Genomic DNA, 17,612 nt, shown 5'->3' with positions numbered 1-17,612 from the left:
CTGCCGCTGCCGGTGAGTAAGCGCAGCACATGACGATTAACGGGGTTTACAGGACAGATCTGCGGGCGCTCGCCGACAGGGGGCGGCTGCGGACGCTGCGCGGGCGCTCGGGAATCGATCTCGCATCCAATGATTACCTCGGTCTGGCCGAATCCGAAGAGTTGCGAAAGGCCGCCGCCGACGCGTTGGCGCGGGGCGTGCCGGTCGGCTCCGGTGGATCGCGCCTGCTGCGCGGCAATCATCCTGAGCATGAAGCGCTGGAGCGCGAAGCGGCGGCTTTCTTCGGCGCTGAATCGGCGCTTTATTTCGGCGGTGGCTACGTCGCCAACTTCGCCATCTTCTCGACGCTGCCGCAGCGCGGCGATCTCGTCGTGCATGATGAACTGATCCACGCCAGCGTCCATGACGGCATTCGGCGCGGCCGCGCTGAGTCCGTCAGCGCCCGGCATAATGATGCCGATGCGTTCGACGCGGCGATCGTCAAATGGCGCGGGGCCGGCGGCAAGGGACGGCCCTGGCTGTCGATCGAAAGCCTGTACAGCATGGACGGCGACAGCCCCGACCTCAAGGAACTGTTGGCCATCACCAACCGGCACGAGGCGATGCTCGTGATCGACGAGGCTCACGCGACCGGCGTATTGGGTCCGCACGGGCGGGGACTGGCCGCGCCGTTCGAGGGGCGTGACAACGTCATCACGCTGCACACCTGCGGCAAGGCGCTCGGCACGTCGGGCGGATTCATTCTGGCGCCGAAGGTGATCCGCGATTTTCTGGTCAATCGCGCGCGGCCGTTCATCTATGCCACCGCGCCGTCGCCCCTTACCGCCGCGGTGACGCGCGCCGCGCTTGAACTTACCCGCACAAGTTCCGCGCGGCGTGAGCGTCTGGCGCATCTGGTGAGGTTTGCCGGCGGCGAACTGCGGCGACGCTGCGATATCGAGCCATCCGGCTCACAGATCATTCCGGTGATCGTCGGCGCGGATCAGGCGGCGGTGGAGCTGGCGGCCTCATTGCAGCGCAGGGGCTTCGATATACGGGCGATCCGTCCGCCGACGGTTCCCGAAGGCACGGCGCGATTGCGCATCGCATTGACGCTCCATGTCGATGAGGCGATCGTCGCGGACCTGTTCGCGGCCTTGGCGGAAGACATGCGGTTTGCCGCGTGAGCGCGCGGATCGTCGTCAGCGGGACCGATACCGGCGTCGGCAAGACGGTGTTTTCGGCTGCGCTTGCCGGCGCTCTCGACGGTTATTACTGGAAGCCGGTGCAGTCGGGACTGGACGAGGAAACCGACTCGCAAACCGTGTCGCGGCTGTCGGGCCTCGCCGCCGGGCGGATATGGCCGGAGGCGTATCGGTTGCGGACGCCGGTATCGCCGCATCTCGCCGCCGAGCTTGACGGCGTCACCATCGATCATCGGGCGCTGGAGGCGCCGCATACGGACCGGCCACTGGTGATCGAGGGCGCGGGCGGCTTGCTGGTGCCGCTGACGCGCGACGTCACCTATCTCGATCTGATGGCAAGGTGGCGTCTGCCGGTGGTGCTCTGCGCTCGAACAGCGCTCGGCACCATCAACCACAGCCTGTTGTCGATCGAGGCGCTGCGCGCGCGCGACGTTCCGATACTCGGCGTCAGCTTCATCGGGGAAGAGAATGTCGAAACCGAACGGATCATCATCGACATGGGCAGGGTGAAACGTCTTGGGCGGTTGAGCCATGTCACGCCGTTGACCCGCGCGACGTTGAGTCAGGCTTTCGCCGACGGTTTCGATATCGGTGATTTCGTCAAGGAACGGACCCGATGAAGCCGCGATCTCCGGTCTGGCACCCGTTCACCCAGCACGCGTTGCAGCCGGAGGCGATACCGATCGCGAGGGGCGAAGGCGCCTGGCTTGAAGCCGCTGACGGCCGCCGCATTTTCGATGCGATCTCCTCCTGGTGGGTGGTGACGCATGGGCATCGTCACCCGCATATCGTCCAGGCGATCAAGGATCAGACCGATCGTCTCGATCAGGTGATCTTCGCCGGCTTCACCCATGAACCGGCTGAAAGGCTGGCGCGCCTGCTTGTTGCGATGACGCCGCCGGGGCTCGACTACGTCTTCTTTTCCGACAGCGGCTCCACATCGGTGGAAGTGGCGCTGAAAATGGCGCTCGGCTTCTGGCGGAACCGGGGTGAGCGGCGCAGCCGGATTCTCGCGCTGGAAGGGGCCTATCACGGCGACACCATCGGCGGCATGTCGGTGGGTGAGCGGGGCATTTTCAATGCGCCGTACGATCCGCTGCTGTTCGATGTGGAGCGGATTCCCTTTCCTTCCAGGGATCGCGAGCAGGCCACGCTGGATGCGATCACGACGGCGTGTCGCAACACCGGCGTCGCGGCGCTGATCGTCGAGCCCCTGATCCTCGGCGCCGGCGGCATGCTGATCTATCCGGCGCGGGTTCTGGCGGAGATGAAGCGGATCTGCGAGGCTCACGGCGTTCTGTTCATCGCCGATGAAGTCATGACGGGGTGGGGCCGCACCGGAACGCTCTTCGCCTGCGAGCAGGCTGGTGTGACGCCCGATGTCGCCTGTTACTCCAAGGGCCTGACCGGTGGTACGATGCCGCTGGCGGTCACGCTGTGCCGCGCGGACATCTTCGATGCGCACTATTCGACGGATCGCGGCAAGACCTTTTTCCATTCCAGTTCCTACACCGCCAATCCGATCGCCTGCGCGGCCGCGTGCGCGAACCTGGAGATCTGGCAACGCGAGCCGGTGATGGAGCGCATCGCCGCCGTCGCGCGCGCGCAAACCAGCGGGCTCGATCGCTTTCGCGCGGATCGGCGATTTGTCAACGTTCGTCAGATCGGAACCATCGCCGCGCTCGATGTCGTCGCGGATGACGCCGGATATCTCGCCGGCATCGGGCCGCGCCTTTACGATCATTTCCTGAGCCGCGGGCTGCTGGTGCGGCCGCTCGGCAACACGATCTATCTGATGCCGCCATATTGCAGCACGCCGCAGGAACTCGACAGCGTCTTTGACGCGATCAGCGAGATCGCCGACGGGATCGAGTGATCAATCGACAACGTTGTGGTAGCCGACAGCGATCGGCGTCAGAAGATCGACCAGCCATGGCTTCCCGCGACCGCCGCGAACACGGTCGCCAGGCCAAGCCCGAGCAGAACCCAGTGCGCCCGGTGCAGCCATGCGAAGGCGATGTCCGGCCGCTCGATCGCCAGCCGGTGGAAGGTGCGATGCAGGATCAGCGGCTCGCCGATGAACAGCACGAAGGCGAACAGCAGCCAAAGCCCCACCATGGCGTCCATCCACCAGAAGGCGGGCATCCGAAACCGATCCCAAAGGTCGAGTTGCCATGTCATGTAAAGGCCGCTCAAGCCGACGATGATGAGCGAGGCGCGGGCCTGCCAGATGAAACGCCGCTCGATCGCCTCGAACGCCTTAAGTGGGTCCGGTCCAAGATCGCCGCGACGCAGCGCCGGCAAGGCCACCGTTGTCGCCATCGAGACGCCGCCGATCCAGACGACCACGGCAAGGACGTGTAGCGCACGCGCGACGGTGATATCATCCATGAAACACCCGCAGTCTGGAGTCTTTCACAGCTTCATGGAAACGGTGAACGACTCCATCTTTATGTTTTGACGCGTTTCTTTACGCGAACCGGTTCCCGCTTCGCTCGACAACGCTGTAGCAACGCAGAGTTGCCTGGTTCAAACTGTACGGCAAGGCGGCCCGGCAGGGATTTGCGCAACCGCAATTGATTGTCATTTTACGCGGCGACGCGTTACTGTTCGCGAATGAGCAAAACTCCGCCTCTGTCTCGTCAGACCCTTTCAAACCTCGAACTCTTTCGAGGCTTGCCGATGACAGCGCTGGATGACGTTCTTGCATCGGCTGCTCCGCGTTCGCTTGCCCGCGATTGCCGTGTGTTCAATCAGGGCGAAACACGCGTGCGCGCTCATGTCCTTGTCGATGGCTGGATCAGGATTTCCCAATCCGGCAGCGACGGCGGACAGGTCGTGCTGCGCTTTATCGGACCCGGCGATATTTTCGGCGCGGTCTCGTTGTTCACGGATCGGCGCTATCCCGCCGATGCCGATACCCTGACGGATGCAACCGAGGTGAGCTGGAGCGACAAAGCCTTGCTCGAATTGATGAGTAGCCATCCCCAGATCGCCATCAATGCCATCCGGATCGTGGGCCAGCGGCTTCAGGAGGCCCAGCACAGGGTTCGCGAGCTTGCCACCCAGAGCGCGGAGCGGCGCGTGGCTCATGCGTTGTTGCGGCTGACCCGTCAGGTGGGCACCGCGACTGCTCGGGGTATCGTCATCCGCTTTCCGCTTCGCCGGAAAGACATCGCCGATATCGCGGGAACCACCCTTTACTCCGCGAGCCGCATCTTGAGCGCCTGGGAAAGAGCCGGCTGGCTCAAGACGCTCGACCGGCGCATTGCTGTCGAAAGTCTCCCGGAACTGGCGCGCATTGCGGATGAAGAGAGCGAAACGGAGGGAGGGGTGATCGCCGCTTCGGCCGACCGTCATGCCGGATAGACCGCACCGGCGGAACGATGCCGCATTATGGCATTTCAAGCTGGGTGGTCTGCCCGGATCAAGCTCCAGGACATACTTCGCTTGAAAGCGCTCTATGGCTCGCGCGAGGAGCCGAGCGCGGCGATCAGCCGGGCCGCGTGATCCTCGAGCACCTTGGCGTCTTCCTGCCGGCTCTGAGGCGGCCGCAGCGCCACTCCCGATTTCATCGGCACGATATGCATATGCAGGTGAAACACCACCTGTCCGCTGACGGCTTCGCTGAACTGCTGGATGATGATGCCTTCGGCGTCGAAGGCCTTCATGGCGGCGAGCGCGATCGTCTTGCTGGTTCGGGCGACTTCCGCCAGATCATCCGCCGAAATGTCGAGGATTCCGCGGGCAGGGGCCTTCGGAATCACCAGCGTGTGTCCGGGCGTGCGCGGCATGATGTCGAGAAACGCGAAGGTATGCGCATTCTCGTAAACCTTGAAGCACGGCAGTTCGCCGCGCAGGATCTTCGCAAAAATGTTCTGGTCGTCGTAGGCTGGCATCATTCTCTCTATAGCGTTTTCGAGGAGCGAAAATGCTCTAGTCCCGCTTAAAAGGCCGGTCCACCAGCTTTGTCAGGCCGAGCCGCCTGATCCGCTCGCGCATCAGTTGATCGCGTGCGCCCTCCCTGATCAAGAGGTCGATGAGCGCCAGCCGCTTTGATTCATCCGTCGCCTCGGCCAGAAGATCCCGATAGCGCTTGTAGTCGTATCCATTGTCCGGCTTATCCATAAGCGCGCCTCGTAGGCTCCCTCGTTCGTGAGCCCATCCTATGCGGAGGCCCGTGATCGCGCCACGCGCCATGCACAGCTTTCGCAGATCGGCGCGGCTGTTCGCGGTGGTTGCTTCCTGCCGCCAGGCCGTCAGTTGCAGGGATGCGGGCGGCCATCCTGTCCTCGATATGCAGCGGCGCTCTGTTTGCAGCGCACGCGGACCGGTCCGTCGTAATAGGCGAAGGGCTGATCCGGCGTCACCGCAGGCCCGTAGTTATGGAGGTAGATATCAGCCTCGGACGAATGCCGGGTGTCGTGGTGCCTGTGGTGGCGGGACCCCGCGGCGGCGGTCGTCGAGACGGCCACCGAAACCACGGCGGCTGCCAGAACGCTCGCCGGCGGAATCCTGAAAGTCATCATCGGACCTGTCTCCTGTGCCGCGGATGGAGCGCGAAGCGCGTCCTGCATGCAGGTGAAATCGGAATTGTCGGTATGGTTTCATGTTCGGGCCGGACTCGGCCTCTGTCAATGGCTTATCGGCCAATCCCCCGTCTCCCTGCACGGTTGAGGAACGGGGCGGAGAGTAAAAAGGCGCTCTCGGGCGGGTCCGATGCACCGGGCGTGCCGGTCGAACAGCGCGCTATCCGGAGGGCGGCGGGACAGGCATTCAGCCTGCATTCCTGACGGTTGGCGGGAATATGCGAGCGCGGGACAACGCCGCCGGATAATGGTATTCGACCTGCAATTGACCCATTCCCGGAAAGGACGCTCCCCGATGACGGTGCACACAGGACGACATACCCTTCAGATTCCAGGCCCTACCAATGTGCCTGACCGCGTGCTGCGCGCCATCGATATGCCGGTCCTCGATCATCGCGGTCCGGAATTCGCGGTGCTCGGCCATGAGGTGCTGGCCGACATCAAGCGGATTTTCCGCACCAGGCAGCCCGTGATCATCTATCCGTCGTCGGGCACCGGCGCCTGGGAGGCTGCGATCGTCAACACCTTGTCGCCGGGGGATAAAGTGCTGACGGCGGAGACCGGCCAGTTCGCGACGTTGTGGCTCGCCATGGCGAAGAAATTCAATCTCGATGTCGATGTGCTTCCGACCGACTGGAGGCGCGGCGCTCCCCTGGACCTGATCGAGGATCGGCTCAAGGCCGATCGGGAGCACAAGATCAAGGCCGTGATGATCGTGCATAACGAGACCTCCACGAGCTGCGTCACCCATCCCCTTGAGGTTCGCAAAATCCTCGACCGCAACAAGCATCCGGCGCTGCTGCTGGTCGACACCATCTCCGGCCTCGGCGCGATGGAATACGAGCACGATGCCTGGGGTATCGACGTGTCGATCTCAGGCTCCCAGAAGGGCATGATGTTGCCGGCGGGGCTCGGCTTCAACGCGGTGTCTGAAAAGGCGCTGGCGGTTTCAAAGGCCAATACGTCGACGCGATATTATTGGGACTGGCATCAGGTGATCGCCAACAACGCGCAGGGCTCGTTTCCCTACACGCCGGCCACAAATCTCCTTTACGGCCTGAAGGTCGCGATCGCCATGATGGAGGAGGAAGGTCTGGAGAACGTATGGGCTCGCCATAAGCGTCACGGCGCTGCGACCCGGGCCGCCGTGAAGGAGTGGGGGCTGGAGCTGGTCTGTCAGGATCCGCGCGCCTATTCGCCGGCGCTGACCGCCGTGATGCTGCCCGATGGCTACGATTCAGACGCCTTCCGCAAGGTGGTGCTCGACAATTTCGACATGTCGCTCGGCGCCGGCCTCAACAAGATCAAGGGCAAGGCTTTCCGCATTGGTCATCTCGGCCATCAGAACGACCTGATGCTGATGGGGGCTCTCGCCGGGATCGAGATGAGCCTTGACCTCGCCGAGGTGCCGCATCGCGCTGGCGGCGTCGCCGCGGCGATGGAGGTGCTCAAGGGACGTGAGGCGGCGTCGATGCTGAAAGCCGTGGTGGCGTGAGCAGGGGGCCTCTTAGCGTTTTCGAGCGAAGCATGTCCTCGGGCTTGGCCCGAGGATGGAACCCGGTTCGCGTGAAGAAACGCGTCCAATCAATATCATAGAGCTTCGATTCTGATTCAGTCAGAAGCGATAATGCTCCAGGCCCGGCCCGGCTATGATGCTGGCCTGACGACCGGCGGCGGCTTTCGGGTGTTCCAGACCATGCCGCCGGCCACGCCCACGCCCATGACGTAAATCCAGCCCTCGACATAGTCGGAGAGGTGCGAATTGAAGAGGGAGCCCAGGACATTCTGGCTGACCACGATGATTCCGAGCCAGGAGATCCAGCGCCTGTCCATGAACGTCAGGAAGTGGCTGAGCCACATCGCATGGAGCAGGATCACCCCGATCACGCCCCATTCGATCGCGAAATAGAGCGTCTGGTTGTGCGGATTGGCGACGATCCGGTTGTCCGTCATCGCCTCGCCACCGGCCTCGCGCTCGAACAAGCTTCGGATCGAGCCCGTGCCGTGCCCGGTCAGCGGCGCGCTGCGGATGAATTTGAGTGATTTCGTCCAGTATTCAAGGCGAAGGCCGACCGAGGTTTGCTGGCTCTGGCTCGCCGCGTATTGCTGCTGAATGCTTTCGATGCGCTCCCGCAAGTTGGGAGCAAGGAACCAGGTGAGCGCCGCGGTGATCGCGATCGCCAGATACAAAACCAGCGCCTCGCGCCACTTCATGTATCGTAGTGTAGAAATCAGCAGGAGCACGGGGAGCGAGACGAGGGCGGTCCGCGACGACGCGACCAGGGCCATGTTGAGGAAAAATGCCGCGCCAAGCAGAGTGAGACCTGCCGCCGCATAACGCCTTTGCTTCCGCCACATCACGATGGCCAGCGCGGCGCTGCCGAAGATGCACAGCACGAACTCCACGCCCTGCGTGATCCAGTTCTTGACGGGAACGCCGGGGATTTTTTCCGGCGTCAGAAGGATCCGCGGTTCGAGCCAGCTCAGCCATGACAGGGCAAGCAGAACCGTGCATGATCCCAGAAACGCGAGAAAGACAGCGAGGCCCTTCCCGGAGCGCTCGAACTGGTGCATCAGAAGCGGAATGGCGAGCAGCTTGACCACCGATCCGGCGGCGTGAATCCGCGCGGCCCATGGGGCGTCGGCCCACAGCATCCCGAGCGCAGCGAGGCAGAACAATGCGACGGGCAGCCAGTAGGCGGGCCGTTGAAACTGAAGCCGGAACTGGCGGAGGTCGATCACGGTCAGGAACGTGATCAGCCAAAGCACCGTGAACACGCCGAAGATCGTGGTCGACCATGGCAGCGATATCGCCATCAGAACGGCGAGGTGATCCGCCATTCGGGATCGGTGCGCCGCGCTGATCCGATCACTTCCGAACTGGATCAAGCGCATTCCGTTCGCCCCTGAGAGACCGCAACGAGTTGTGCGAAAAGCTTCATGATCAACCAGAGTCTTTCATCGTTTCATGGAAACGGTGAAAGACTCTAGCCTTATGTTTTCCGTGTTTTCTTCACGCGAACCGGATTCCGCTTCGCTGGAAAACGCTATAGAAGTTAAGATCAAAATCGCTGCGATGCGGTGATCGATCTCCGGACCCTGTCGAGGCTGATCCCGTCCCTGTTTGAATTGTTCCACAGGGTTAGCCATGGAATAAGCACTCCGTCTTACGGCCATCTGTCGTACGGTCATCTGTCTTACGGTCATGGACCGGTAACCGAAAAGGTCAGGGCTCTGCAAGGCAGGGGAGGATGGCTTTTGATCTCGCGTCTCCGATGCAACCGCTTGCGAGGCGATTATTGATATTCAACATCAACGAAGCTAACAAGTCGTCCGCAAGGACGCTGTCGCTCCACGGATTGAGTTTCTTTGACCCCGCTCGCAGCATCATTCGTAAAATCAGCAACGCAATTCAGAGACAAGGCCGCCCTTTGGGTTGATGGCGAGAGTTACACATATGGCGATCTCCATGAGCTTGCGTTGCGCCTCGCCGGCGGGTTTCCGCCATCGTCAAAGAACGGCATTGATACCTGCGCCGTCTTCGCCCACCGAAGCCTCACGGCCTACGCTGCCATCGCCGGGTGTCATCTGGCGCGATATGCCTATGTCGCGCTGACGCCCGCGCAGCCCATTGGCCGTTCGCAATCGATTATTGCCCAGTCCCAGCCCGCAGTCATTGTTGTCGACGCGAAGTGCCTGAAAAACCTGCCGCTGCTTTTGCAGAAGCTAACCGGCCCGGCTGTGATCCTGCTCCCCGACCAGGATGCGAGCCCGGAATGGGCGGCCGGATTTCCGCAGCACCGGTTTCTGCATAAGGGCCTTTTGACGGCACAAGCCCAACCGCGACAGGGCGGCGGCCACGATCTGGCGTACGTTATGTACACCTCGGGCTCAACCGGCGAACCGAAGGGGGTGATGGTATCGCATGATAACGTCGCGACGTATGTGCGGAATGTCGTGAACTATTGCTCCTACAGTGAAGCGGATCGCTTCATTCACCTGCCTGAATTGAATTTCGACCTTTCGGTGCATGATTTGTTTTCAGCATGGTCGGTTGGTGGAACTCTGTACTGTGTCCCGCAGGATGAGGTGCTGATACCGGACGGGTTTGTAAAACGTCATCGATTGACCGCCTGGACTTCGGTTCCGTCGGCGGTGCTGATTCTCAAGAAGTTCAACAAGCTGCAAGCCGGCGCCTTCGAAAGTATTCGGGTCAGTATGTTCTGCGGCGAACCGTTTCCAGGTGCGTTGGCGGCGGAATGGATGGCGGCCGCTCCGAACTCGCGCGTTGACAATTTCTATGGTCCGACCGAGACAACCGTTGCCGTGACGGCCTATCCTTGCAGTCGTGGCACGGACTTCTCCGTTCTGCCGCTGGGAGAACCCTTCGCCGGGCAGGAAGTGGTGATCTGTGATGCTGATCTGCGTCCCGTAAACGATGGCGAGACGGGCGAACTGTTGCTGGGCGGTTCTCAGGTGTCGGCGGGGTACTGGAATCGGCCCGACCTGACCGACGCTCAATTCATCGAGAGGCGTTTTCCCGGCCTGTCGAGCGGCCGCTGGTATCGCACGGGAGACCTCGCGTGCAATCAGTCACAGGTCGGCCTGATATACAAGGGGCGCGCGACCCGGCAGATAAAGGTTCATGGCTATCGCGTCGAGCTGGGAGAGATAGAAGCGACCTTGAGGAAGTTCAGCGATAAGGAGTTTGTGGCTGTCATTTCGATTCATGGTAGCGGCGGGGAGGTTCTTTACTTGTCCGCCTTCATCGAGGGACTGTCATCGGATGCGGAAAAACTCATGAGGGCCGAAAGCGCGAAGGTGCTGCCAAATTATATGATGCCTCGTTACATTTTCAGTATCGATGCGATGCCGCTCAACTCAAATGGTAAAGTCGACTATGCCGAGCTTGGAAGAATCCATGAAAGACGCCTCGAAGTCGGAATCTGAACTGATCTCATTGATTCTCGGCTATCTCCGTGAAGCTGCTCCCGAGCAGGCCGCCAGTCTGACGGCGGACGCGAAAATTCTGGAGGTGATCGATTCGTTCTCGTTCGTCGAAATGTTCGGATTCGTCGAGGCGGAAAGAGGATCCGCGATCGATCTTTCGGCAGCCGGCCCGCAGGATCTCGAAACCGTACAAAGTTTCGCCCGGTTCCTGAGCCGAACCTAGATGCTGGCATTTGTGATCACGGGTGACGGCCATCCCGCTTATGCGGTCCTGAAGGCGGTCCACGAAACGCCCGGCGCCTCGATAACCGCTTTTATTCCGGGGTCGTCTTCCGCGGTCAAGGCGACAGCCTACGCAAGGAATAACGCCATAACGATTCTGCCGCGCACGATGCTGATGGGCAAGGAGCCGTTTCCGCGCGGCCTGCGAGCGGACTGGCTGGTCAATATCAACGGCACCACGATTATCGCTTCGGGCGTCATCCGCATGTTCTCCGGACGGGCGTTGAACATGCATCCCGGCCTGCTTCCGCAATATGCCGGATTGCATTGTCATCAGTGGGCTATTCGCAACGGAGAATCGGTTCAGGGTTTGACGGTGCATGTCATGGACGCGGGGATAGATGCCGGTCCCATTCTGGCGCAGCAAACCATTCCCATACGCGATTCCGACACTGGCCTGTCGTTGTTCATGCGTGCGATGGAAACAGGGGCTCAACTTCTGATCAACGTTCTTTCGAGGATCATCGCGAACGATATTCCGCGAGAGGTGCCTCAGGACCTGTCGCAGCGAACCTTGTATCGTCACAAGGACGCGCTTGACGGCGAGGTCGATTGGAACTGGAGCGCTCGCCGGATCTGCGATTTCGTGCGCGCCGCAAACTACGAGCCATTCGCTTGTCCGACTTATGTGCCGACCGCGGTCGTCTCAAGCGTTCCGTTGGTTTTGCGCGCATGTGACGTGGCGCGGCCAGGCAAGCATGTTGAGCCTGGAATCCTGAAGGAGGTCGACGGAAGTCCTGTCGTCGGATGCGGAAACGGCGAGGCCGTCGTTATCAAGCGGGCGTTGCGGCAAGACCGCATCATGACCGGCAATGACTGGCAAAAGCTGGCTGGCTCCGAGAGATGATAACCCGCCCGGTTCAACAAACCGATGCAGACAGTATCGCCCGCGTGCACGAGCGCGCGTTGCCATGGTCCATCAACGGGCGCCTGGGCCATTCACACCTGAAGGGCATGTACGAACGTCTTTTGAGTGGGCCGGATTGTGTAGGCTATGTTTCGCTTCACAAAGACGAAATCATCGCATTCCAGGTCAGCACGACGGACTGGGAGGCGGCGCGCAAGCGCCTCGCCGAAATCGATTGGCGAAGCAAGGCGAGGGTGGTCGGAACGTGTTTGTTGCACCCATACGATCTGTTCGCGTTGTTTGAGGTCGCCTTCCTGATCCCTCGGGCATTCAGGCGGACAAAGGTCAAAGCCGAGATCATGGCCTGGGCCGCGGAGCCTGCAAATCCAATTGCTGTGATGGGCGCGCATCAGTGTCTGCTGTCTTCGATCGCCGAACTGGCGAGCCGCGGCGAAAAAAAATGCCTGGGGCAGATGCAGAAGCCCAACGAACGCCCTATGAAAGCTCTCAGCAAACTGTCACCGGTCATTTTTTCGAAGTATATTCGAAATGACGTTCTGATTTTCAATTGCACCGAGATCGCGAAGAAGGCAGTTTGACACGCTTCTTCATTTCATGCCGATTCCGGTTGGGGAGGCAACATGGTTGACGGGAACGGACAGCGCCGGGTCGCCCTGATCACGGGTGTGACGGGACAGGACGGCGCTTATCTGGCCGAATTCCTTCTCGGAAAAGGCTATCTCGTTCATGGGGTGAAGCGGCGGTCGTCCTCCTTTAATACAGGGCGCATCGACCACCTTTATTCGGATCCTCTGGCCGGGGAGGTGCCGTTTCTGCTGCACTACGGGGATATGACGGATTCCACCAATCTGATCCGCCTCGTGCAGCAGATTCAGCCGACCGAAATTTACAACCTCGCTGCGCAAAGCCATGTCGGCGTCAGCTTCGAAAGCCCGGAATACACGGCAAACGCAGATGCCATCGGCGTGCTGCGGATGCTGGAGGCGATCCGGATACTGGGTATGTCGGACAAGGTCCGATTCTATCAGGCCTCGACGTCGGAACTGTTCGGTCTTGCACAGGAGATTCCGCAGTCGGAAACCACGCCGTTCTATCCGCGCTCGCCCTACGGTGTTGCAAAGCTGTACGGTTACTGGATCACGGTGAACTATCGTGAGGCCTACGGAATGTTCGCGGCCAACGGAATTCTTTTCAATCACGAAAGTCCCATTCGCGGCGAAACATTCGTCACGCGCAAGATCACGCGTGCCGTCGCGCGGATCGAGATCGGCCTGCAGGAAACGCTGTTTCTCGGTAATCTTGAAGCCAAGCGCGACTGGGGACACGCCAAGGATTTCGTCGAGGGGATGTGGAGAATCCTTCAGGCGGATAAACCGGGCGATTATGTGCTCGCGACCGGGGAATGCCGTTCGGTACGGGAGTTCGTGGAGATTGCCTTTGCCGAAATCGGCCGCCGCATTGTGTGGCAAGGCAGGGGCGTTGACGAGACAGGCGTCGACGCAAAGACCGGCGCTGTCCTGGTTCGGATCGATCCGGTTTACTTTCGGCCCACCGAAGTCGACTTGCTCGTCGGCGATGCTTCCAAGGCTCGCGCCGAGTTGGGATGGCAGCCGAGTACGTCATTCGCGCAGATGGTGAAGGAAATGGTTGCGAGCGATCTGAAAGCGGCCAGGCTGGAACGCGCCGCTCATCATCATTCGCTCGAACAGCATTCAGTGCCTGCGCGGTGAGAGGCGTCAGTCAGCTTCAGTTCGCAGGCAGACGGAGCGTCCGGATTCAGACCTTGCGCAGGGCATAGAAGACCAGCGAGCTGCCGGCCTCCCGCTTCAGTCTGCCGTGAATGGCCGCTATTAACCAGTATACCAGGGCCGCATAATACTGGCGTAGCTCCGGAAACAGGAACCAGCGCCCGAACAGCCGTTTGGCTGCCATTGACGGAAGGGCGCAAGGCATCAGAAGATCATAGAACGACGAGAAGTTCGGTGATGCATAGAGTCGTTCGTCAGCCACCTCGAACCCTGCAGCGGTGAACAGCTCCCGCCATCCGGCGCGTGAATGCACGTTGTAGTGCTGCCAGAAACGGTTGTGGAATTTGCCGTAACGCGCTTCCAATCCGGTCGCGCCGAAAAGGTTGAACAGCCGCGCGGGCAGCGAATTGTGCTCCAGGCGGTCCGTCGGAATAGTAAGGAAAAGCTGGCCGTTCGGAGCCAGCAGGCGATGCGCTTCCCTTAGCACCGGCATCAGAACGGGAATGTGTTCGATGACGCTGTTCGACAGGATGGTGTTGTAAGCTTGATCGGGTTTCGGAATCCTATCTCCCGCGCATACCAGCAGCTCGCGGTAGGCATTCTGCTTCTCGGCACGCGCGACTTCTGCGGGATCGAGGTCTATGCCCGTGTCGAGTTTTTCGTTGAACAGGATCGCGGCGAAAATCCCGTCGCCGCATCCGATATCAAGGATCGGCCGGACGAATTCGCGCTCCCTGAGAATCTCGCATTCGGCGGCGCGCTCGAATGCGAGCGCGGCGGGAGCCAGATCGAGATAGCGGCGAAGAAAATTGTCTCTGAAGATCACTGCTCAACCTGCGCCGCGGATGTGATGACAAAACCGGTCGCAGATATATCCGATCTGTTCACCGGTGAGATCGAGAAAGGTGGGTAGCGAGATAACGCCGGCGCTCGCGGCCAGCGCATGGGGTAGGTCGGGTGCATCGTAAGGCGGCATCAGGCTCAGCGCGTAGAATCCAGGGCGCGTTTCGATACCGTCCTCCAGCATCGCGGCCATGATCCTGTCGCGTCTGGCACGCTGCCGTGAGGGATCGGTGTCCTCGATCAGGACGGCGATGACCCAGAGCACCGGATCAACGCGGTCCGCAAAATGCTGTAGCCGAATCCCTGGGCAGGCTTGCAGGGCGTCGCGGTAGAGCGCATGGATGCGGCGGCGATCCGCCAGGATGTCGTCAAGGTGCTCGAGTTGCGCGCAGCCGATGGCGGCCTGCAGATTGGTCAGTCTGAAATTATAGCCGACCACGTCGTGCCAGTATCTCTTGTCCTGGCGCATTCCGTGGTCTCGTAGCACCCTCATGCGCCGGGCGAGATCGTCGTCGTTCGTCACGACGAGACCGCCTTCTCCCGTCGTGATCGTTTTTGTGGCGTGAAGGCTGAACGTGCCGACGCTTCCCATCGTGCCGGCGCATTTGCCGCCGAAACGAGAAAAGGCCGCTTCGGCTGCGTCCTCAAGGACAGCCAGATCATGCGCCTTCGCGCATGAGGTGATCGCGTCCATGTCGGCTACGTTGCCGTAGAGATGAACGGGCAATACGGCCCTGGTGCGAGGCGTCGCCAGCCGATCGATTTCATCCGGGTCGAGCAACCAGGAATGCGCATCGATATCGGCGTAGAGAGGCGTCGCGCCGACCGACAGGATCATATTGGCCGCGGCCACGAATGTGAATCCGGGTACGATGACTTCGTCGCCGGGCCCAATTCCCAGGCCCCGGAGCGCAAGCTCCAGCGCCACCGTTCCATTTGCGACCGCCACGGCTTCGGCGACCTGCATGCGTTCGGCTGCCGTCCGTTCCAGCCGCTGGACGTAAGGGCCTCCTGAAATCCACGCCGACCGCAGCGCATCGACGACCATCGCTTCTTCGTTTCCGAAAAGCTTCGGCCGGGCCCAGGGGATGCGGATCGTTTCAGTCATAAAGCCCCGGAACGCATCTCGCCGTGACGCGGACCGGATGCGTCTCCTACCACTTCAAAGTCCGGGAGGGGGAAAATCAGGCGCCCGCCGCCGGCGAGGAACGCCGCCTCGCGCGCAATGAATTCGTCCCGGAAGTGCCAGGGCAGCACAAGAAAATAATCCGCATCCTTGCGCGCGGCTTCTTCCGACGTGATCGGAATGGCTGTTCCGGGTGTGCGCCGGCCCCATTTCTCCGGATTTCGATCGGCGCAGGCTGTCAGCAAACTTCCGTCGAGTTCGAAATGCTGCAACAGCACGTTGCCTTTGGTCGATGCGCCATAGACATAGACGCGCTTTCCGCGCGCGACCTCGTTGGTAATGAAGTCCTTCAAGCGGGAGCCCAGCGCCGCGACATTGGCGCGGAATGTCGCGAACGGTTTGTCCGTCGTGATTCCAAGTGCGGTTTCGCGTTTGCGGAGGCCTTCAATGACGGCCCGGTTTTCGGAATAGGCGGCATCACGATGACAGATCCAGATCTGGAAACTGCCGCCGTTGATGTTATTCAACTTGATGTCGAATATCCTCAGACGCTTGTCCTTGGCGAGCCTTTCGATTTGCGACAACGCATAGTATTCGAGATGTTCGTGGCAGATCGTATCGAACGAGTTCTTGTCGAGCATATCGGGAAGATAGCTCTGTTCGAGTACCCAGACGCCGTCCGGAGCAAGCACCGCGGCGATGTCTCCGACAAAACTCCCGGGGTTCTCAAGATCGTAGAACATTGCAATCGATGTGATCGCGCGAGCCTTGCGACCGGGCAGCAGGTCGGCGAATGATTTGGCGTCAAAGAAGCCGGCATGGATCTTGAGTTCGCGGGGATACTGATCGGCGAAGGAGCGGGCGATCGGATCGATGCCGGCGCGCACGAGGTCCGGCACCAGATAGCTCTTGAGCAATGTGCCGTCGTTGCAGCCGATATCAAGGACCACGTCGCCGGGAACGATCGCCGCGCGTGAGGTCACGGCATTCGCGATCTGGCCGAGGTGGTTGCGCATCGTCGCATTGGTGCCCGACCGATAGCCGTAATTGTCTCCGAACATTTCGGCTACACGCACCGAATGCCGCAATTGCGTCAGCCCGCACTCGCCGCACCGCAAGAGCTCCAGCGGCGCCTTTGGCGGATCTGGTTCTTCCGTGGCCGGAAAGCGTCCGGTCAGCGCTTGCAGCCCGAGGTCGATGACGCCGTGCAGATCCGGACTGCTGCAAATCCGGCATTGCGAAATGGCGTGAAACAGGTCCGCGCTTACCATCGGTTGACCGCCCTGAGATAGGTTAGCCGCGCGACCTCGCGCGTGTAGCGCATGAATATCGACATGAAACGGGTCTTGCTATCCCCGGCCGTTCGCTCGCCGTAGAAGACCGGGACTTGAACGTGAGTCATCCGTTCGCGTTGCGACAGCAGCAGAAGCCGGAAAAAGTAGTCGCCGTAGCCCCAGAAGATCTTGTCAAAATCGAGTTTGAACAGCGCGGTGCGCTGGATCGCGAACAGACCGCTGAGGTTGTCGTCTATGCGCGTGCCCAGTGAAATGCGCATGAAGATATTATAGAGGTAGCTCAGAAAGTAACGCAGCCGGTTCGTCATTCCGCCGCCGAAGATGAATCGCGACCCGATCCCCAGATCGACCAGCCGGGCCACCTGGGAAATGAGTACGGCGTCCCTCGGCTGGTGATTGAAATCCGTATCCATGACCAGGATGACCGCGCCGTGTGATTTCTCGATTCCCTCGCGGATCGAAAGTGCAAGACCGGGATTGGCGAGACGCTCGATAACGATGACGCCGTCGTCGTCCGCGAATGCCGCGCGTGCGGCCGTCGCGGTGCCGTCAGGACTTCGATCATCGACCACCAGTATTTCGTATCTGGCGCCGACGCGATGGAATTCCTGGCGCAGTTCCCGCACCAGCGGCACGATGTTTTCACGTTCCTGGAAGGTCGGCAGAATCACGCTGACATCGGGTCGGCCGGACGGGTTGTGTGGCTCGGTCAATGGCATCACTTGCA

At 60.9% G+C, this 17,612-nt stretch carries 19 protein-coding genes; 10 read left to right on the top strand and 9 right to left on the bottom strand.

The features are described 5' to 3' along the window. The first annotated feature begins 29 nt into the window (after nt 1-29). From ACMYR2_RS14415 to ACMYR2_RS14405, 3 genes are read left to right on the top strand one after another with little or no spacing between them, the layout of a single operon-like run. Nucleotides 30-1,166 (top strand): 8-amino-7-oxononanoate synthase, encoded by a 1,137-nt coding sequence (locus ACMYR2_RS14415; RefSeq protein ID WP_347264371.1) that lies wholly within the window; start codon nt 30-32, stop codon nt 1,164-1,166. Beyond that, the gene (gene bioD / locus ACMYR2_RS14410; RefSeq protein WP_347264370.1) at nt 1,163-1,804 is read left to right on the top strand and encodes a dethiobiotin synthase; all 642 of its coding nucleotides are present in this window, start codon (nt 1,163-1,165) and stop codon (nt 1,802-1,804) included. The genes ACMYR2_RS14415 and bioD overlap by 4 nt, the downstream gene beginning before the upstream one ends. Next, nucleotides 1,801-3,060: an adenosylmethionine--8-amino-7-oxononanoate transaminase gene (locus tag ACMYR2_RS14405; RefSeq protein ID WP_347264369.1), complete on the top strand. Its 1,260-nt coding sequence runs from the start codon at nt 1,801-1,803 to the stop codon at nt 3,058-3,060. The genes bioD and ACMYR2_RS14405 overlap by 4 nt, the downstream gene beginning before the upstream one ends. A 38-nt stretch (nt 3,061-3,098) precedes the next feature. On the opposite strand, the gene ACMYR2_RS14400 is transcribed toward ACMYR2_RS14405, so the two are convergent. Next, entirely contained in the window at nt 3,099-3,575 is a 477-nt protein-coding gene (locus tag ACMYR2_RS14400) for a hypothetical protein (RefSeq protein ID WP_347264368.1), read from the bottom strand. Nucleotides 3,576-3,866: 291 nt separating this feature from the next. Between ACMYR2_RS14400 and ACMYR2_RS14395 the strand changes: the two genes are divergently transcribed. Then, nucleotides 3,867-4,553 (top strand): Crp/Fnr family transcriptional regulator, encoded by a 687-nt coding sequence (locus tag ACMYR2_RS14395; protein ID WP_416193220.1) that lies wholly within the window; start codon nt 3,867-3,869, stop codon nt 4,551-4,553. 92 nt (nt 4,554-4,645) lie between these two features. On the opposite strand, the gene ACMYR2_RS14390 is transcribed toward ACMYR2_RS14395, so the two are convergent. From ACMYR2_RS14390 to ACMYR2_RS14380, 3 genes are all read right to left on the bottom strand, one after another. Continuing rightward, a complete protein-coding gene (locus ACMYR2_RS14390; RefSeq protein WP_347264366.1) occupies nt 4,646-5,083 on the bottom strand; it encodes an HIT family protein in 438 nt (145 codons plus the stop codon). A 37-nt stretch (nt 5,084-5,120) separates the two neighbouring features. Continuing rightward, a complete protein-coding gene (locus tag ACMYR2_RS14385; protein WP_347264365.1) occupies nt 5,121-5,312 on the bottom strand; it encodes a hypothetical protein in 192 nt (63 codons plus the stop codon). Between the two features lie 131 nt (nt 5,313-5,443). Beyond that, nucleotides 5,444-5,713, bottom strand: a complete 270-nt coding sequence (locus ACMYR2_RS14380; protein ID WP_347264364.1) for a hypothetical protein — start codon at nt 5,711-5,713, stop codon at nt 5,444-5,446. 355 nt (nt 5,714-6,068) lie between these two features. On the opposite strand from ACMYR2_RS14380, the gene ACMYR2_RS14375 reads away from it, so the two are divergent. After that, nucleotides 6,069-7,268: a pyridoxal-phosphate-dependent aminotransferase family protein gene (locus ACMYR2_RS14375; protein ID WP_347264362.1), complete on the top strand. Its 1,200-nt coding sequence runs from the start codon at nt 6,069-6,071 to the stop codon at nt 7,266-7,268. Between the two features lie 152 nt (nt 7,269-7,420). Here the strand turns inward: ACMYR2_RS14375 and ACMYR2_RS14370 are convergent, their stop codons facing one another. Next, nucleotides 7,421-8,614, bottom strand: coding sequence for an O-antigen ligase family protein (locus ACMYR2_RS14370; protein WP_416193219.1), 1,194 nt, complete (start codon nt 8,612-8,614; stop codon nt 7,421-7,423). A 528-nt stretch (nt 8,615-9,142) separates the two neighbouring features. Between ACMYR2_RS14370 and ACMYR2_RS14365 the strand changes: the two genes are divergently transcribed. Genes ACMYR2_RS14365 through gmd form a run of 5 tightly spaced genes read left to right on the top strand, consistent with a single transcriptional unit; the run spans nt 9,143 to nt 13,603 of the window. Then, the gene (locus ACMYR2_RS14365) at nt 9,143-10,723 is read left to right on the top strand and encodes an amino acid adenylation domain-containing protein (RefSeq protein WP_416193218.1); all 1,581 of its coding nucleotides are present in this window, start codon (nt 9,143-9,145) and stop codon (nt 10,721-10,723) included. Next, a complete protein-coding gene (locus tag ACMYR2_RS14360; protein WP_416193217.1) occupies nt 10,695-10,946 on the top strand; it encodes a hypothetical protein in 252 nt (83 codons plus the stop codon). The genes ACMYR2_RS14365 and ACMYR2_RS14360 overlap by 29 nt, the downstream gene beginning before the upstream one ends. After that, complete coding sequence (locus ACMYR2_RS14355) at nt 10,947-11,852, top strand: methionyl-tRNA formyltransferase (protein WP_416193216.1); 906 nt, start codon at nt 10,947-10,949, stop codon at nt 11,850-11,852. Continuing rightward, nucleotides 11,849-12,451, top strand: coding sequence for a hypothetical protein (locus tag ACMYR2_RS14350; RefSeq protein WP_416193215.1), 603 nt, complete (start codon nt 11,849-11,851; stop codon nt 12,449-12,451). The genes ACMYR2_RS14355 and ACMYR2_RS14350 overlap by 4 nt, the downstream gene beginning before the upstream one ends. 42 nt (nt 12,452-12,493) lie before the next feature. After that, nucleotides 12,494-13,603 carry a GDP-mannose 4,6-dehydratase gene (gene gmd / locus ACMYR2_RS14345; protein WP_416193214.1) on the top strand — a complete coding sequence of 370 codons (1,110 nt, stop codon included), beginning with the start codon at nt 12,494-12,496 and terminating at the stop codon, nt 13,601-13,603. A 46-nt stretch (nt 13,604-13,649) separates the two neighbouring features. Here gmd and ACMYR2_RS14340 read toward each other — a convergent pair whose 3' ends face one another. The 4 genes from ACMYR2_RS14340 to ACMYR2_RS14325 are packed head-to-tail and all read right to left on the bottom strand — an operon-like array spanning nt 13,650 to nt 17,604. Beyond that, nucleotides 13,650-14,447 carry a class I SAM-dependent methyltransferase gene (locus ACMYR2_RS14340; RefSeq protein ID WP_416193213.1) on the bottom strand — a complete coding sequence of 266 codons (798 nt, stop codon included), beginning with the start codon at nt 14,445-14,447 and terminating at the stop codon, nt 13,650-13,652. A gap of 3 nt (nt 14,448-14,450) precedes the next feature. After that, nucleotides 14,451-15,572 (bottom strand): DegT/DnrJ/EryC1/StrS family aminotransferase, encoded by a 1,122-nt coding sequence (locus ACMYR2_RS14335; RefSeq protein ID WP_416193212.1) that lies wholly within the window; start codon nt 15,570-15,572, stop codon nt 14,451-14,453. Next, nucleotides 15,569-16,861 carry a class I SAM-dependent methyltransferase gene (locus tag ACMYR2_RS14330; protein ID WP_416193211.1) on the bottom strand — a complete coding sequence of 431 codons (1,293 nt, stop codon included), beginning with the start codon at nt 16,859-16,861 and terminating at the stop codon, nt 15,569-15,571. The genes ACMYR2_RS14335 and ACMYR2_RS14330 overlap by 4 nt, the downstream gene beginning before the upstream one ends. Further along, nucleotides 16,855-17,604, bottom strand: coding sequence for a glycosyltransferase (locus tag ACMYR2_RS14325; protein ID WP_416193210.1), 750 nt, complete (start codon nt 17,602-17,604; stop codon nt 16,855-16,857). Before ACMYR2_RS14325 ends, ACMYR2_RS14330 begins: the two co-directional genes overlap by 7 nt. Nucleotides 17,605-17,612: the final 8 nt, after the last annotated feature.

Source organism: Nitrobacter sp. TKz-YC01 (assembly GCF_047824785.1).
Lineage (GTDB): Bacteria > Pseudomonadota > Alphaproteobacteria > Rhizobiales > Xanthobacteraceae > Nitrobacter.
Note: the sequence above shows the minus strand (reverse complement) of the source record. Positions and strands in the feature narration are given on the sequence as shown.

Bases quoted from the DNA above. Each gene is read 5' to 3' on its own strand.
- ACMYR2_RS14415 (WP_347264371.1), top strand. From the start codon at position 30: ATGACGATTAACGGGGTTTACAGGACAGATCTGCGGGCGCTCGCCGAC.
- ACMYR2_RS14405 (WP_347264369.1), top strand. From the start codon at position 1,801: ATGAAGCCGCGATCTCCGGTCTGGCACCCGTTCACCCAGCACGCGTTG.
- ACMYR2_RS14400 (WP_347264368.1), bottom strand. From the start codon at position 3,575: ATGGATGATATCACCGTCGCGCGTGCGCTACACGTCCTTGCCGTGGTC.
- ACMYR2_RS14395 (WP_416193220.1), top strand. From the start codon at position 3,867: ATGACAGCGCTGGATGACGTTCTTGCATCGGCTGCTCCGCGTTCGCTT.
- ACMYR2_RS14390 (WP_347264366.1), bottom strand. From the start codon at position 5,083: ATGCCAGCCTACGACGACCAGAACATTTTTGCGAAGATCCTGCGCGGC.
- ACMYR2_RS14385 (WP_347264365.1), bottom strand. From the start codon at position 5,312: ATGGATAAGCCGGACAATGGATACGACTACAAGCGCTATCGGGATCTT.
- ACMYR2_RS14380 (WP_347264364.1), bottom strand. From the start codon at position 5,713: ATGATGACTTTCAGGATTCCGCCGGCGAGCGTTCTGGCAGCCGCCGTG.
- ACMYR2_RS14375 (WP_347264362.1), top strand. From the start codon at position 6,069: ATGACGGTGCACACAGGACGACATACCCTTCAGATTCCAGGCCCTACC.
- ACMYR2_RS14370 (WP_416193219.1), bottom strand. From the start codon at position 8,614: ATGGCGGATCACCTCGCCGTTCTGATGGCGATATCGCTGCCATGGTCG.
- ACMYR2_RS14360 (WP_416193217.1), top strand. From the start codon at position 10,695: ATGAAAGACGCCTCGAAGTCGGAATCTGAACTGATCTCATTGATTCTC.
- ACMYR2_RS14355 (WP_416193216.1), top strand. From the start codon at position 10,947: ATGCTGGCATTTGTGATCACGGGTGACGGCCATCCCGCTTATGCGGTC.
- ACMYR2_RS14350 (WP_416193215.1), top strand. From the start codon at position 11,849: ATGATAACCCGCCCGGTTCAACAAACCGATGCAGACAGTATCGCCCGC.
- gmd (WP_416193214.1), top strand. From the start codon at position 12,494: ATGGTTGACGGGAACGGACAGCGCCGGGTCGCCCTGATCACGGGTGTG.
- ACMYR2_RS14335 (WP_416193212.1), bottom strand. From the start codon at position 15,572: ATGACTGAAACGATCCGCATCCCCTGGGCCCGGCCGAAGCTTTTCGGA.
- ACMYR2_RS14330 (WP_416193211.1), bottom strand. From the start codon at position 16,861: ATGGTAAGCGCGGACCTGTTTCACGCCATTTCGCAATGCCGGATTTGC.
- ACMYR2_RS14325 (WP_416193210.1), bottom strand. From the start codon at position 17,604: ATGCCATTGACCGAGCCACACAACCCGTCCGGCCGACCCGATGTCAGC.